Genomic DNA, 15,766 nt, shown 5'->3' on the forward strand with positions numbered 1-15,766 from the left:
CCCTGGTCACGTGATGACACTTTAATTCAGAAACTGATTTACTTTAGCCACAAAGTCGGCCGGGTATTGAAATAAAGAGCCGTGGGCAGCGTCCGGGTATAACACCAGCTGTGCATTTGGCAGATGCTTGTACAAAGTGATTGAGTTATCCGTGATTAACATCTCGTCGTGAGAGCCCTGCACAATGAGCACTGGCTGCTTGATTGCCTGGAGCAGGCTGAATTCGGTATCAGGGGTATTTGCCCAGGTAATCAAGGCCTTCGCATGTGCGTTCATATCGTCTTTCGAGATTTCAGGATCGCGCTCTTTGCGTACACTGGATCTTGCAAGAAACGCCTGACCTGCCTGCTGGCTGGCAGCTGTTTGCGTAAAGAACAAATACAGCCTTGGGTCCGGCAGGTTTTGTGAGAACGCCTCGCCCAGCACCTTCATCAAATGTTCGCCGCCGCCTTTGTTTGAGGTACCCACCAGTACCACTTTGCGGATTTTATCTGGATGCGCAGCGGCCAACTCTTGCGCGATGAATCCACCCATAGAGAACCCCAGTAAATCCACCTGGCGATAACCTAAGGCATCAATAAATGCATAAGCATCTGTGCTCATTTGTTCGATATTGTCTGCCACTTTGCCAGAGCTGTGCCCCATGCCGGTATTGTTAAATACAATGACTTGATGCGTTTTAGCCAAACCATCCACCACTGCTGGATCCCAGTAATCCATGGTGCCGGTGAAATGCTGCAGCAAGACGATGGGCGTGCCGCTTTGATTGCCAATACTACGGTATGAAAATTGGATGCCATTGGCTGCTATCGTCTGGTTAGGGGCTGTAGCAAGTCCTGCGTGAGCGCCGCCAGCATTGGCTTCGACCACGCCTAAGCTCAATAATGAATGCAAGATAAAGGCTTTGCCGAGAATAGATTTGAGACGGTTCATGTTGTGTTTCCCTTAAAAATTAAATTATTTACCGATTGGTATAAATAATTTAAAGCAGACCCATTGCTATTGTCAATATATTTTTGTACCATTTGGTATATATTTATTTAAGGGAAATATTCATGCGCAAACTCTCTCCCCAAAAACCACGTGGCAGACCAAGAAACTTTAATAAAGACGAAGCACTGAAGATGGCGCTAGACCTGTTTAGAAGAAAAGGCTTCGACAACACGTCACTGGATGACTTAACCACCACACTCAATGTGAAAAAACCTAGCCTGTATGCTGCCTTTGGCAATAAAGAACAACTCTTTTTAGAGGTGTTGCATGCGTATACCTCGGGGCCAATAGCGTATTTCCATGCCATTTTTGAAGAGCCGACGACGAAATCATTGGTCAGGATGCTATTGCTCAAATCCGTTGAGGTGTTGTTTTACAGCGAGTCGCCTGCGGGGTGCCTGGTGGTGATGAGCACCGCCAGCGAGGCGTTACAGAAAGCAGGCATCCAGCAAAAACTGGTAGCCGGACTACAGCAGCATCAGCAAAAACTCATCGCGCGCTTTGAGCAAGCCAAAGCAGACGGCGAGCTAAAACCTACCGTCGATAGCCAGCGCCTGGCGCTCTATGTCGTCACGCTACATAAAGCCTTATCGCTGCAAGCAATCAATGGCTCGAGCAAACAAGACATGCTGCAACTAGTCGAACAAGTCATTGAGTTATGGCCATCCACCCTATGAATAACATACACCCACTTGCACATAATCCAGCGATACGTCGCGTCAGCCCATGGCTGGTCTTTCATATCGCCAGCCTGGCGACATTTTTGGTGTCCATAGACACCACGGTGTTATATGTCGCTTTTCATAGCATCGCCAAAAGCTTTCCTGCGGCTAACCCGACCAGCATCGCCTGGGTGATGAATGCCTATACCATCGTTTACGCCACCTGCTTGATCCCCGCAGGCGGGCTGGCAGACAGATACGGTCGCAAGCGCATCTTTATGCTGGGTGTCGCACTGTTTATTCTGGCCTCTGTCTTGTGTGGGTTGTCCCCCAACATCCACACCCTGATTGCAGCCAGAGTGGTCCAGGCAATAGGGGCCTCTTTTTTAGGGCCAGCCGCACTCTCGCTGATTTTGGAGGCATTTAGTAAAGATAAACGTGCTATTGTCGTCGGCGCATGGGGCGCAACTGGCGCGTTAGCCGCCGCACTAGGGCCTGCGGTCGGCGCCTGGATTGTCGATGCCTGGGGCTGGGAGTGGGCATTTTATATCAATGCCCCACTAGGGATTTATTGCCTGTTCATGGGCATCAAAACACTCAACGAATCCAGCAATCCTGCCAGCCGCCTGCGATTTGACCTGATGGGCATGTTGCTGATTATTGCAGCGATTGCCGCCATCACCAGTAGCCTGATTGAATATAAACACTATTTAAACCAACCCCATATTCCACTGCTAATAGGCGGCTCAGGCCTGGGCTTGCTGCTGCTATTTGTGTACTGGTGCAAAAAAACAAGTAATCCGCTGGTTGATCTCAAGCTCTTCCAAAACCACACCTACCGCGCAGTGAATATTGCTGCCTTGTTCTTTTCAACGGCCTTTGCCACCATGTTCTTTTCGTTCTTTTTTCTGATGACAAAAATTTGGGGCTACAGCTTGCCGCAAGCAGGCCTGGCCATGATGGTCGGCCCTGCAACCGTCGTCCCCACTGCGCTTTGGGGTGGCAGAATTGCCTCTCGTTATGGGCACAAAATGGTACTGGTTGCAGGCTGCCTGATTTTCTCAACCAGCTCAATCTGGTATTTAAGTAAAATCACCGCGATCCCAGATTACCTGTGGGCCTGCCTGCCAGGGCAACTTATCTCAGGCATCGGCGTCGGGCTGGTGATGCCCTCACTCTCTGGCGCCGCCGTGCATGACTTACCACAAAAAGACTATGCCATTGGCAGTGCCATTAATCAGGCAATACGCCAGATTGGTACCGTATTAGGTGTTGCCATTACCGTCTCTATTCTGGTTAAATCTGCTGTGAATTTAGATGACTTTCATCTCTTGTACACGATCCAATTTTTACTAGTCATCACGTCGGCAGTATTTGTCAGCCAGGTGAATACCAGGCAATCGTAAAAGCACACATCGACAGGAATCATTCATGATAGAAAAACAAGCCATTTTAGACGCATTCAACTTCCGCCATGCCTGCAAAGAGTTTGATGCCAGCAAGCAGATTCCTGCTGAGGAATTTGAGTTTATTCTGGAAGCCGCCCGCCTCTCGCCTAGCTCGTTTGGCTTTGAGCCGTGGCACTTTATTGTCGTGCAAGACAAGGCGCTACGCGAAAGCCTCAAGCAACATGCCTGGGGCGCACCACTCAAGCTGGATACCGCCAGTCACTTTGTGCTCTGCCTAGCCATGAAATCACCATTTTTAGATCCCAAAGGCCCTTATTTGCCCCAGTTTATGCGTGAGGTACAACATCACCCGCAAGAAGTCGCCGACATGCGCCTGGGCTTTTATACCCAGTTTCATCAGTCTGATTTTGACCTCAGCGATGAACGCAAACTGTTCGACTGGGCTAGCAAGCAATGCTATATCCCACTGGCAAACATGATGACAGTGGCTGCCATGCGTGGCATCGATAGCTGCCCGATAGAAGGCTTTAAACAAAAAGAAACCGACGCCTTGCTGGCCGAGCAGTTCGGCGTCGATCTGCAAGCGTATGGCCTCGCCTATATGGTGGCGTTTGGGTATCGCAAACATGCGCCCAAAACCAAAACCCGTAGAGAGCTGCCTCAGCTGGTCACCTGGAAGTGAGTTCGCACCAGGCGCCTTTAAATGCTTAAGACAGAACACTACATTTAAACGCTTCAAGCATTAGCCTTAAAGAGCTATTTAAATCACCTGCGTAGCTTTGATACAGTCTAGTTACAAATTAAACTCAGTGGGGTGATCGATGAAATCTGTATTATCAAAAGTATACGCTTGCAGTGCACTTATGTTAGCCGGGATGGTATTGGCAAGTGTCGCCAACGCCGCTGTAGATGATGTCACCCAAATACACGTGATGGCACATGCAAACTTCAGCCATAGCCCGTTAGTGTTTGTCGCCGCTACCGATGATGATCAGGCTGACAGGTCAGAGGCAGAAACCATGCTCGCCTAACAGCGGCCAGCGCTGCCATTGTTTTGCGCGATCATTTATTAATACCTAGTAGCGCATTGCTTAAATAAAAAGGCCGTTAAAACGGCCTTTTTATGTTTCACAGGTTGTTTCTACAACACCAAGCTATTTGGCGCAACAACGCTATTATTGGTTAAAGCTGACGCATTACTCAGCCTCGTTTTTGAAATGCCTGCGCACATACCAGGCCACAAAAACCAATCCCAAGGCAGCGATCACATAATGCGACTCATGGAAGTAGACTTTCAAATCCTCCCAATGCTCGCCTGCCTTCATGCCCACATAGCCCAGTACAAAGCACCAAATCAACGACCCCACAAAAGTGTAAGCGATAAATCGCGTCATATTCATGCGCGCCACGCCCGCTGGGAACGCAATAAACGTACGTATGGCCGGTAATAAGCGGGCAATAAAAATGATAATCTCGCCATGCTGCGCAAACCAGCGGTCAGCCATATCGAGGTCTTTTTTGCTGATCAACACATATTTGCCAAACTTTTCGACCAATGGGCGGCCACCATACATGCCCAGGTAATACGCCGGAATCGACCCCACCACACAACCAATCGCCCCTGCCAGCGCAATGCCCCACAACGTCATTTCGCCTTTAGTCACCAAAAATCCTGCAAACGGCATGATGATTTCGGAAGGTAAAGGAATACAGGCAGACTCAATCGCCATCAGCAACACAATACCGCCATAACCCATGGTGGAGATCACACCAATAATCCAAGTAGCTACCGCGGCTAATAATTTTTCGAGCATTTAAATTAAGACTTTCATTTTTAATTTGAAGGAATCACTTTAATACAACTTGCTAATGTCCTAAAGGGCTATATGTGAAAACATCCTAATTTCATAAAATCATCAAACTGGACCCTTGAATTTAAATAACTTTCAATGTAGTGTCTCTTTACTTTTGATAACAATACTAACAACCATAATTATGAAATTACAATACAACAACTTAGAAGAGTTAGATTTGGGAGCAGTGGAGACAGCGATATCAGGTGCTTTTAACACACCTACTACTTTCTTGAATAATTTTGACCTCGACTCAATTACTCCGACCAGCGGCAACAACACCCGAGTAACTGGTTACGATGGTAATGGCAACCAGATTGTCATTAGAGGCAATCACTTTGTAGATGATTCGCCGATAATCACAGTAACTTCTGTTGATTTTAGCAATTCAAGTACGGCGTCTTTCAAAGTCGCCGGAAGTGTATCGTTAAATTACTACACCGGCGTTTACTCTGGATACTACTCATCTTTTACATATCAATCAAAAACAAATAATGAGTCAATTCAATATGTCGGAAGGTTAAACGTTAATAGCTTTTCAGCAGATATAACCGGCGGCACATTAACGCAGATGTCTGTCGTCAATGACGATTTCTCCTACAGTATAAAAGGCAGCATTTCAGTTAATGCTGACGTAGATATTATTGGTGGTACAGTCTCAGACTTCTCTCTATCTGATGCAAATGGAAACTCGTTATCGTTTAGTGGCATGTCTTTAAGTGCGTTAACATTTGAGCAACTTTCTGATTTCCAAGCCAATTCAGACCTCACAAACTTATTCAATTACATTAGCAACAATCTTTCTGGAAATTTCTCAATTCAAGCTGGTAGTGGCGATCAAGCACTCGTTGGCAATGAGGGTAACAACACCCTTGATGGCGGCATTGGTGACGATACGCTCAATGGAGGAGATGGCTTAGATACACTCATTGGTGGTGCTGGCAATGACTTTTTTGATGGTGGCGCTGGCGTAGACAAGCTTATCGGTGGCAATGGCGATGATACCTACATCGTTGACCTCATACTTACTGGTACTGCTCCTGCCAACTACAAAGTCGCACTGCAAGACACCATCACTGAAACTGCTGCCGCAGGTTCTGGGACTGACACGGTCATATTGCGTGGCACATTTACTGAACCAACCACTTTCACCACCCTTACTTTGGGCGCGAACCTTGAGAACCTTGATGCTTCAGACACAGGGTTAACCAAACTCAACCTCACAGGCAATGCTCTTAATAACACGCTGACTGGCAATGATGCTAACAACATCCTGGATGGCGGCGCTGGCGTAGATACCCTGCGTGGTGGCGAAGGTAATGACACCTACATTTTGGACCTCAAAGCCACAGCCGGAATTCTTTCGATTGAAGATACCCTAGTAGAACTTAATGGCACAACTGATGGCATTGATACCGTTAAACTACGTGGCACAGCGACTCTCGCGACAGCTGCAACACTGATCCTGGATAATGACTGGTCTCACGTCGAGATCCTTGATGCTTCAGCTACAGGCTCAACCAAACTGAATCTGACCGGCAACAACCTGGGTAACACCCTGATCGGCAACGCTGCTGTCAACATTCTGACTGGCGGCACAGGCGATGACACCCTTAACGGTGGTGCAGGTGCTGACTCTATGATTGGCGGCGATGGTAATGACACTTACATCGTCGATAACATCGCTGACGCCATCACTGAAGACTCAAATGAAGGTACAGATCTGGTTAAAGCAAGTGTCAGTTACACGCTAGGCGCAAACCTGGAGAGTCTGGAACTGACTGGCACTTCTGCGATCAATGGCACAGGCAATGGCTTGGACAACATCATCACAGGTAATGCTGGTAACAACATCCTCGATGGTGGTGCCGGTGCAGATACACTTATCGGTGGCAAAGGCAACGATACTTATATCGTCGATGATGAAGACGATGAAGTCATTGAGAACTTCAACGAAGGTACTGACCTCGTTAAAGCCAGTGTCGATTATGAACTCACTGACTTTGTCGAAAACCTGACGCTTACCGGCAATGATCAGATCAATGGCACTGGCAATGCGCTGGCAAACACCATCACTGGCAATGCAGGCAACAATATTCTTGACGGTGGTACAAGCGTAGACAAGCTCATCGGTGGCAATGGCGATGATACTTACATCGTTGACCTCGTACGTACAGGCACAGCTCCGGCTAACTACAAAGTCGCTCTGCAAGATACCATCACTGAAACTACTGTCGCAGGTTCAGGTACTGACACGGTCATATTGCGTACCACTTATACAGGCATGCTCAATGCATCCACAATCACATTAGGCGCTAACCTCGAAAACCTCGACGCCTCATTGACTGCTGACACTAATCTCAACCTGACAGGTAACGCACTGGCCAATACTCTGATTGGCAATGATGCTAACAACATCCTTGATGGGGGCGCTGGCGTAGATAGACTCGTCGGTGGATTGGGTGACGACACTTATATGCTTGACCTGAAGACCACAGTGATCAGTGGTGTTGTCACTGCAACATTCGATGACTCAATCACCGAAACCAATGGCATCACCAACGGTAGCGATACAATTAAACTACGTGGTACGGCTACGCTTAGCACTGCCACAACCTTGACCTTAGATGGTGAATGGGCAGACATTGAAAATATCGACGCCTCAGCCACAGGCAAAACCAAGCTGAACCTGACAGGCAACAGCCTGAACAACATTTTGACTGGTAACGCCGCAGCCAATATTCTCACTGGTGGCAACGGTAATGATACTTACGTGGTTAACAATATCGACGACACAATTATCGAAGAAGAGAACGAAGGTATAGACCTCATCCAAACCAGTATCACCTACTCGCTAGCCTTGGCTGACAATGTTGAAAATCTGGAACTGATAGGTACTGCGGCTATCAACGGCACCGGGAACGATGAAGCAAATATCATCACCGGCAATGCTGGTAATAATATCCTCGATGGTAAAGGTGGCATTGACACCTTGCGTGGTGGCAAAGGTAACGATACTTACATCGTAAACGATGAATTGGATGTGGTCACAGAGTTAGCTAATGAGGGCATCGACCTCGTTAAGGCCAGTTCCAACTTTACGCTCTCCGATAACGTTGAGAACCTGACTCTAACAGATGGCTCTGCTAACGGTGGCACTACTCCCCTTGAAGGCACCGGCAATACACTGGCAAACACGATTACAGGTAATGCAGGAAACAATACCCTCGATGGTGGCGTTGGCGTAGACAAGCTTATCGGCGGAAATGGCGATGACACCTACATCGTCGACCTCGTTCGCACAGGCACAACAGCCGCAAACTATAAAGTCGCTCTGCAAGACACCATCACCGAAACCGCTGTCGCAAGTTCAGGCATTGATACTGTGATCTTACGTGGAGGTTCTACTGATCCAACCACCTTCACTACACTTACCTTGGGTGCAAACCTCGAGAACATCAATGCCTCTGACACAGGTTCAACTAAAATCAATCTTACTGGCAACGCACTTGCCAATACTCTGATTGGCAATGATGCTAACAACATCCTTGATGGCGGCGCGGGTGTAGATACCCTGCAGGGTGGCGAAGGTGATGACACCTACATTTTGGACCTCAAAGCCACAGTCGGAATTCTTTCGATTGAAGATACAGTAGAAGAATTTAATAGCACAACTGATGGCAGTGATACCATCAAGCTACGTGGTTCAGTCACACTCACCGAGGCCACAACCCTATCACTGGATGGCTCCACCGCTATTACGTGGTCTCATGTTGAGAACATAGATGCGTCTGCTACCAAGTCAACCAAGCTAAATCTGACTGGAAATGAATTTGACAACACGCTGACTGGCAATGCTGGTGCCAACATTCTCGATGGCGGTATGGGTAATGATACCCTGAATGGCGGCGCGGGTAACGACACCCTGATTGGTGCATTGGGCAAGGACACCTTAACAGGTGGTTTGGGTGCAGATGTATTCAAGTGGACGACAAGCGACTTGGTGGCTCCTGGCGATGTATCAGGCAACACGGATACCATCACTGATTTTTCAATTGCGCAAAAGGATAAGCTAGACTTGAGAGATCTGCTGATGGGTGAAGAATTAACCGACAGTATCCTAAATTATATTGATATTGAAATACAAGGTAGTTCAACACTTATCCATATCAGCTCAACCGGCGACTTTACCGGTGGTGCTTATGACGCGGCTAAAGAGGATGCGCAGATTATTCTATCTAACATTAACCTGTTTACCGCGACGAAAACGGCAGCCGGACATGACGCTCAACTGATCGGCTATCTGACGCAAAACAATTACTTGCTGATCGACTAGCGATGAGTCAACCCGACTGAGCCTTTGCAATACGAGGGAGTACCTGAAAAACAGGCACTCCCTCGTATTTTAGTTATAAACCGACTGTTGAGCTGACATGACCGCCCCTACCCCTGATACCACCAGTGAAATCTCAATATTCGATGTTGATTTCAGTTCGTCTTATCTGAACGTTTTATTGCAGGGCAACAAATGGGGCGGGCCTTTAGGCAGTGCGGCAACGGTTTACTATAGTTTCCCGACCTCTAGAAATGATGCGTATTGGTCTCAGGACTTTATTAATGGGTATGGCATCTTCGACCCAACGACCGATGGCACACCTGACTATGTGTCGCTCACGCCACTGAGTAGCAGCCAACAAAACGGCATTACGCTGGCATTAAACGCTTGGGCCAGTGTAGCTAACCTGAACTTTATTAAGGTCAATGAAACACCTAGTGCAGTGGGTGATATCCGTTTCGGATTCACCCTGGATGGCGCGATGTCACCAGATATTTATGCTTACGCTTATAGTGTTGACCAATCCTTGTATGAGTATAGTGACCTTTTCCCTTACACCAGGGGCGGCGATATCTGGTTTAACAAAAATCAGCCCGACCAAACCGGTAATAACTTTTCAACCGGTGCAATGAGATACTTTGTTGGCTTGCATGAGATTGGGCATGCGTTAGGGCTAGACCATTCGTTTTCTGAAGAAGAAGGCGATTTGGGCTTACCAACAGATATTGAATATGTTCAATATACCGTCATGAGTTACTCAGATCTGCCTGGCTCCAATTTTGATGGATTTAATGAGTATTATCCAACAACACCGATGCTGTATGACATTTTGGCCATCCAACATTTATATGGTGCTAACAACGACTATAACGCTGGCAACACCGTATATGAATTCTCCTCCTCGCAGCGTTACTACCAAACCATTTGGGATGCGGGTGGCAATGACACGATTAAATATGCCTCCTCTATTGGAGGCATTATCAACCTTGAGGCAGGCTCTTTTAGCCAATTGGGCAAAACCTTTAAAGTAGGTGCCAATAACGCAACAACTCAGCAAGATAATATTGCGATTGCATTTAATGTTGTAATCGAGAACGCTATTGGTGGTAGCGGTAACGACAAAATTACCGGCAACAGTGTCAGCAATATTTTAGAAGGCGGTGCGGGTAACGACACGCTTGACGGTAGTACTGGCGCCGATAGCCTGATCGGTGGCAAAGGTAACGACACTTATATTGTTGATAATATCGGTGATGTGGTCACCGAGTTAGCAAATGAAGGCACTGACCTTGTTAAGACCAGCGTGACATATACCCTCTCTGCCCATGTCGAGAACCTGACGTTAATCGGAACATTTGCTATTGATGGTACAGGCAACGATCTTAACAACACCATTACCGGTAATGATTACGACAATACACTCTATGGCAATGCTGGCTTGGATACTCTCATTGGGGGCGCTGGCAATGATACTCTCGATGGTGGGGATGGTGTAGACAAGCTCATCGGTGGCAATGGCGATGATACTTACATCGTTGACCTCTTACGTACTGGTACTACTGCTGCTAACTATAAAGTCGCTCTGCAAGACACCATTACTGAAACTGCAGTTGCAGGCTCAGGTACAGATACTGTCATATTGCGTGGCGACTCTATTAATCCAACTACTTTTACCACCCTTACCCTGGATGCAAACATTGAGAACCTTGATGCTTCTAACACAGGCAGTACCAAGCTCAATCTCACAGGCAACGCTCTGGCAAACACCCTTATAGGGAATACTGCTGACAATATTCTTGATGGCGGCGCTGGTAGTGATTCATTAATTGGTGGGATGGGGAATGATACTTACCTGTTAGATCTGAAGACCACAGTCTTGAGTGGCGTTTCTACCTTAGTGTTCGATGACTCGATCACAGAACTCGATGCTAGTAACGAAGGCATAGATACCGTCAAATTGCGTGGTACCGCTACCCTCACCTCTGACACCTCACTGATTCTGGATAACCAATGGGCGAACATCGAAATCCTAGATGCTTCTGCTACAGGTTCAACCAAGTTAAACCTTACGGGTAACGACTTGGGCAACACCCTGATCGGTAACGCTGCTGCTAACATCCTGACTGGTGGCACCGGCAACGACACCCTTAATGGCGGCGCAGGTGCTGACACCATGATTGGCGGCGATGGAAATGATACTTATGTTGTCGATCATGTCGGCGACTCTATTACAGAGTTAGCTGATAACGTCAGCAGCCAAACTTACCAAACGCAGTACTCCAGCAATAACACGGGAATTTCAGCCGATGGTCGCTTTGTCATATTTGACAGTTACAGTGAGTTCAACTTTGGCAATCATGTTTTAGCCTATGATGTGTTTGTTAAAGACATGAAAACTGGCGTTTTGATTAAAGCAAATGACTATTCAGAAGCTTTTGCCCACTCAATTTCACCTGATGGTAAATTCGTGCTTTATCTATCCTATACAGATAATGCCAACCACGACAGAGGCCTTTACCTTAAAAATCTGGAAACTGGCGAAAACACTTTAATTAGTACCAGTAGTAGTGGTGAATTAGGAAATTCCGATGCCATCAACGATAACGCCAGATTCTCAGCAGACGGTAAGTTTGTCAGTTTTAGTAGTTACGCCTCCAATCTCAGCCCTGATGATACAGACCATAGGTCTGACATATTCGTTAAAAATTTGATCACCGGTACAACAACCTTAGTTTCTACTAACTCTAATGGTGTAAAAGATAATGATGGCGCGGTGGTAAGTACCATTTCTGCAAATGGACGCTACCTTACCTTTCATAGCACAGCAACCAATCTGTCTGCTGCAGATACCAACGCATCTATCGATGTTTATTGGAAAGATACTTTAACCAATGAAACAAAACTGGTGTCAAGTAGCGCAAGTGGCACTGTCGGGAATAACAGAAGCTGGTATGCATCCATTTCGACAGATGGCAATTTGGTGGCTTTTGAAAGCTCAGCAACGAATCTACTGCCTACAAACGATAACGCCTATGTCGATATTTTCCTTAAAAACATGACTACTGGGGCTATTCAGCGCGTTTCAACTAGCGCGACTGGGATAGAGGGTAATGGCAACAGTGAGAACGCATCCATTTCTGCCGATGGTCGCTATGTCTTGTTTGAAAGCCGCGCCAGCAACCTGATTGCAAACGACACGAATGGGGCTTCTGATATTTTTATAAAAGACCTGCAAACCAGTGCCATTCAAAGAGTATCTACTAGCTCAAGTAATCAACAGGTATCTAGTGAATCCTACAATGCAAGATTCTCGGCCAATGGAAAATTCGTTATTTTCGATAGCACCTCGAACAACCTCGTCAGCGGTGACAACAACCCAGCGGTGTTAGACACTTTCATCAAAAATCTTGAGACAGGAGAAGTGCGGCTTGTGTCGGTGCAAACACAGACGACCATTCTGAACTCAGGTGGTACAGACTTGGTTAATGCCAGCATTAGTTATACCTTAAGCGATCATGTCGAAAACCTGACTCTAACTGGTACAGCTGCTATTAATGGGACCGGTAATGACTTAAATAATGTCATTACAGGCAACGCTGGCAATAACATCCTCGATGGTAAAGGCGGCACTGATACCCTGATCGGTGGCAAAGGTAACGACACTTATATCTTAAATGATGAAAATGATGAAAATGATGAAGTAGTGGAAAGTCTGGATGAAGGCATAGACCTTGTTAAAGCAAGCGTCAACTACACCCTGACTAATCATGTCGAAAACCTCACATTGATTGGAGTAGATGCTATCAACGGTACAGGTAATAGTATTAACAATACGATTACTGGCAATGATGCCAATAACACACTCAATGGCGCTGATGGGAATGATAGCCTCATCGGGGGCGCTGGAGAGGATGTGCTTGATGGTGGTAACGGTATCGATAAGCTGGCTGGCGGCATTGGCAATGATACGTACGTCGTCGACCTTGTCCAAACTGGTAACTCAGCTGCTAATTTCAGGGTTGCCTTGCAAGATACGATCACTGAGGCGGCCACTCTAGGCTCTAGTAACGACTCTGTTCAACTACGTGGCCATTATGACCACCTGAATGCGGCCACGCTCACTATCGGTGCCAACCTTGAGAATCTCAACGCTTCAGACACAGGCACCACCAAGCTAAACCTCACAGGCAACATACTCGCCAATACACTTATTGGCAACGATGCAAACAACATCCTCGATGGCGGCGCGGGTATTGATACCCTGATTGGTGGGCTCGGTGATGATACTTATGTATTAGACCTAAAGACCACACTAGTGAGCGGCATTTTCACCGCAGTATTCGATGATACGATCACAGAGTTCGATGGTAGCGACGAAGGCATAGATACCGTCAAACTGCGTGGCACAGCGTCACTCAACACGGCCGTCAACATCTCACTTAACCAATGGACTAACATCGAAACGCTTGATGCTTCCGCCACAGGCGCCACCAAACTCACTCTCAAGGGTAACGATGAAGACAATACCCTGATCGGTAATAACGCAGCCAATATTCTGGAAGGCGGATTGGGGAACGACACCCTGAATGGTGGTGCTGGCGCAGACAGAATGATAGGCGGCAAGGGTTGGGATACTTATTATGTAGATAATATTGGTGATGTCATTATCGAGCAGGTGAATACCGATACTTTTTTAGCAGACGAAGGCGTCGATACTATCCTATCCTCTATTAGCCTCTCTCTCGCTAATTATGCAAATGTTGAATATCTCACGCTGCTGGGTACGGCACATTTAAATGCAACCGGCAATGCTGGCAGTAACTTGTTGATAGGAAACTCAGGCAACAATATTTTAGATGGCGGCGGCAATCGGGACGATATGCAAGGTGGTGCGGGCAATGATACTTACATTGTTGATGATAGTAACGACCAAGCAATTGAAACGCTTGCAGGTGCTGCCGGCGGCATTGATATTGTATTGTCATCAGTAAGTTTTGCGCTGAATTACAATGTCGAGAACCTCACGTTAACAGGTACTGAAAATATTGATGGCTATGGTAACGAGTTAAATAACATTATCAGAGGCAATGCAGGCAATAACCGACTAAGTGGTGGCTGGGATGGCTCAGACACACTCATAGGCGGTGCTGGTAATGACATATATGAGGTGACTTACTTATTTGCGAGTGCAGCCAAACCAGTGACGCAAGATACCGTGATAGAGAGCCTGAATGCTGGCATAGATAGAATTATTCTCTCTGCCGCAGGCAATAACGGCCTCATGAACAAATACTTAATGCCGCTCAATGTAGAGAATTTAGATGCCAATAATACCTATGGCGCATTCTCCCACTTTATCGGCAATAGCTCAGCCAATTACATTATTGGTAATGACTACTCGCATACCTTTGATGGCGGTGCAGGCGTAGACACCTTAGTGGGGGGAGACCTCAGTGATACATACATTGTGGACCTTGTCGCTAATGTAAATGCCGGAGTCACGACAGCGGCATTGCAAGATAGTATTATTGAGGATGTATCAGGTACAGGCAGCGACACCATTCAACTTAGAGGCAATATTGCGCTCACCACTGCGACCACACTGACGCTTAATAATAGTTTGACCAACATAGAGAATCTGGATGCCAGTCTGACAGCAACCAGTAAACTTAACCTCACTGGCAACGACGCTAATAATACACTCACAGGCAATGCCGCAGCCAATAGGTTAACAGGCGGCCTTGGCAATGATATTTTAGATGGCAAGGCAGGTGCCGATACACTTGATGGTGGCGATGGCGACGACACTTATTTTGTAGATAATATGGGTGACGCCATCATTGAACTGGCAAATCAAGGTGAAGACACTATTAACACCAGTATTTCGTTTGATCTGAGCATAAAAGGCGAGCATGTAGAGCAGTTAAACCTACTCGGCACCGCAGCAATCAATGCGACAGGCAACGCTCTGGACAATCTCATCACTGGCAATAGCTCAGCAAATATAATCAATGGTAATGCTGGTGAGGATATCCTTATCGGCGGTGCAGGCAAAGATACATTGAACGGTGGCGCCGATGATGACATTTTGATTGGTGGCAGCGGCAATGATATTTTAACGGGTGGAACCGGCGCAGATACTTTTACCTGGAACCTTGCAGATAAAGGTGCAAACAAAGCGCCTAGCATAGACAAAATCACAGACTTTAATTCAACTGAAGATAAGCTCGATTTAAGAGATTTACTGGTGGGTGAATCGAGTAGCAATATTCAAAACTATTTGGATATCACAACCAGCACGGTTGCTGGCGTGACAAATACCGAAATCAGAATCAATAACCACGGCGGGTTTGTGAATGGTAATTATGCTGCATCAGCAGAAAATCAACACATTACACTGGCTGGTGTGGACTTGCTTGACGGCACCAATGAGGCAAGCTTACTTAATAATTTAATCAGCCAGAATAAACTGATGATTGATGCCTAAGCCCACGTAATCCAATTTAAAACGCC

Annotated in this window: 8 protein-coding genes; 6 read left to right on the forward strand and 2 right to left on the reverse strand. The window is 46.7% G+C overall.

Going from position 1 to position 15,766, the window contains the following annotated elements; genetic code table 11:
- Positions 1 to 21: 21 nt before the first annotated feature.
- Positions 22 to 933, reverse strand: coding sequence for an alpha/beta hydrolase (locus E6Q52_RS07805; RefSeq protein ID WP_292820778.1), 912 nt, complete (start codon positions 931 to 933; stop codon positions 22 to 24).
- A 122-nt stretch (positions 934 to 1,055) separates the two neighbouring features.
- On the opposite strand from E6Q52_RS07805, the gene E6Q52_RS07810 reads away from it, so the two are divergent.
- The 4 genes from E6Q52_RS07810 to E6Q52_RS07825 all read left to right on the forward strand — a co-directional run bounded on the left by E6Q52_RS07810 (position 1,056) and on the right by E6Q52_RS07825 (position 4,095).
- Positions 1,056 to 1,670, forward strand: a complete 615-nt coding sequence (locus tag E6Q52_RS07810) for a TetR/AcrR family transcriptional regulator (RefSeq protein WP_292820781.1) — start codon at positions 1,056 to 1,058, stop codon at positions 1,668 to 1,670.
- Positions 1,667 to 3,061 carry an MFS transporter gene (locus tag E6Q52_RS07815; RefSeq protein WP_292820784.1) on the forward strand — a complete coding sequence of 465 codons (1,395 nt, stop codon included), beginning with the start codon at positions 1,667 to 1,669 and terminating at the stop codon, positions 3,059 to 3,061. The genes E6Q52_RS07810 and E6Q52_RS07815 overlap by 4 nt, the downstream gene beginning before the upstream one ends.
- A gap of 25 nt (positions 3,062 to 3,086) precedes the next feature.
- Positions 3,087 to 3,746 (forward strand): NAD(P)H-dependent oxidoreductase, encoded by a 660-nt coding sequence (locus E6Q52_RS07820; RefSeq protein ID WP_292820787.1) that lies wholly within the window; start codon positions 3,087 to 3,089, stop codon positions 3,744 to 3,746.
- Between the two features lie 139 nt (positions 3,747 to 3,885).
- Complete coding sequence (locus E6Q52_RS07825; protein ID WP_292820790.1) at positions 3,886 to 4,095, forward strand: hypothetical protein; 210 nt, start codon at positions 3,886 to 3,888, stop codon at positions 4,093 to 4,095.
- A gap of 165 nt (positions 4,096 to 4,260) precedes the next feature.
- Here the strand turns inward: E6Q52_RS07825 and E6Q52_RS07830 are convergent, their stop codons facing one another.
- On the reverse strand, positions 4,261 to 4,878 hold the full coding sequence (locus E6Q52_RS07830; protein WP_292820793.1) for a DedA family protein: 618 nt from the start codon (positions 4,876 to 4,878) through the stop codon (positions 4,261 to 4,263).
- A gap of 181 nt (positions 4,879 to 5,059) precedes the next feature.
- Between E6Q52_RS07830 and E6Q52_RS07835 the strand changes: the two genes are divergently transcribed.
- Positions 5,060 to 9,253, forward strand: coding sequence for a calcium-binding protein (locus tag E6Q52_RS07835; RefSeq protein WP_292820796.1), 4,194 nt, complete (start codon positions 5,060 to 5,062; stop codon positions 9,251 to 9,253).
- A gap of 97 nt (positions 9,254 to 9,350) precedes the next feature.
- Entirely contained in the window at positions 9,351 to 15,740 is a 6,390-nt protein-coding gene (locus E6Q52_RS07840) for a matrixin family metalloprotease (RefSeq protein WP_292820799.1), read from the forward strand.
- The last annotated feature ends 26 nt before the right edge of the window (positions 15,741 to 15,766 follow it).

Origin of the sequence: Methylophilus sp. (assembly GCF_008015755.1) — a bacterium.
Lineage (GTDB): Bacteria > Pseudomonadota > Gammaproteobacteria > Burkholderiales > Methylophilaceae > Methylophilus.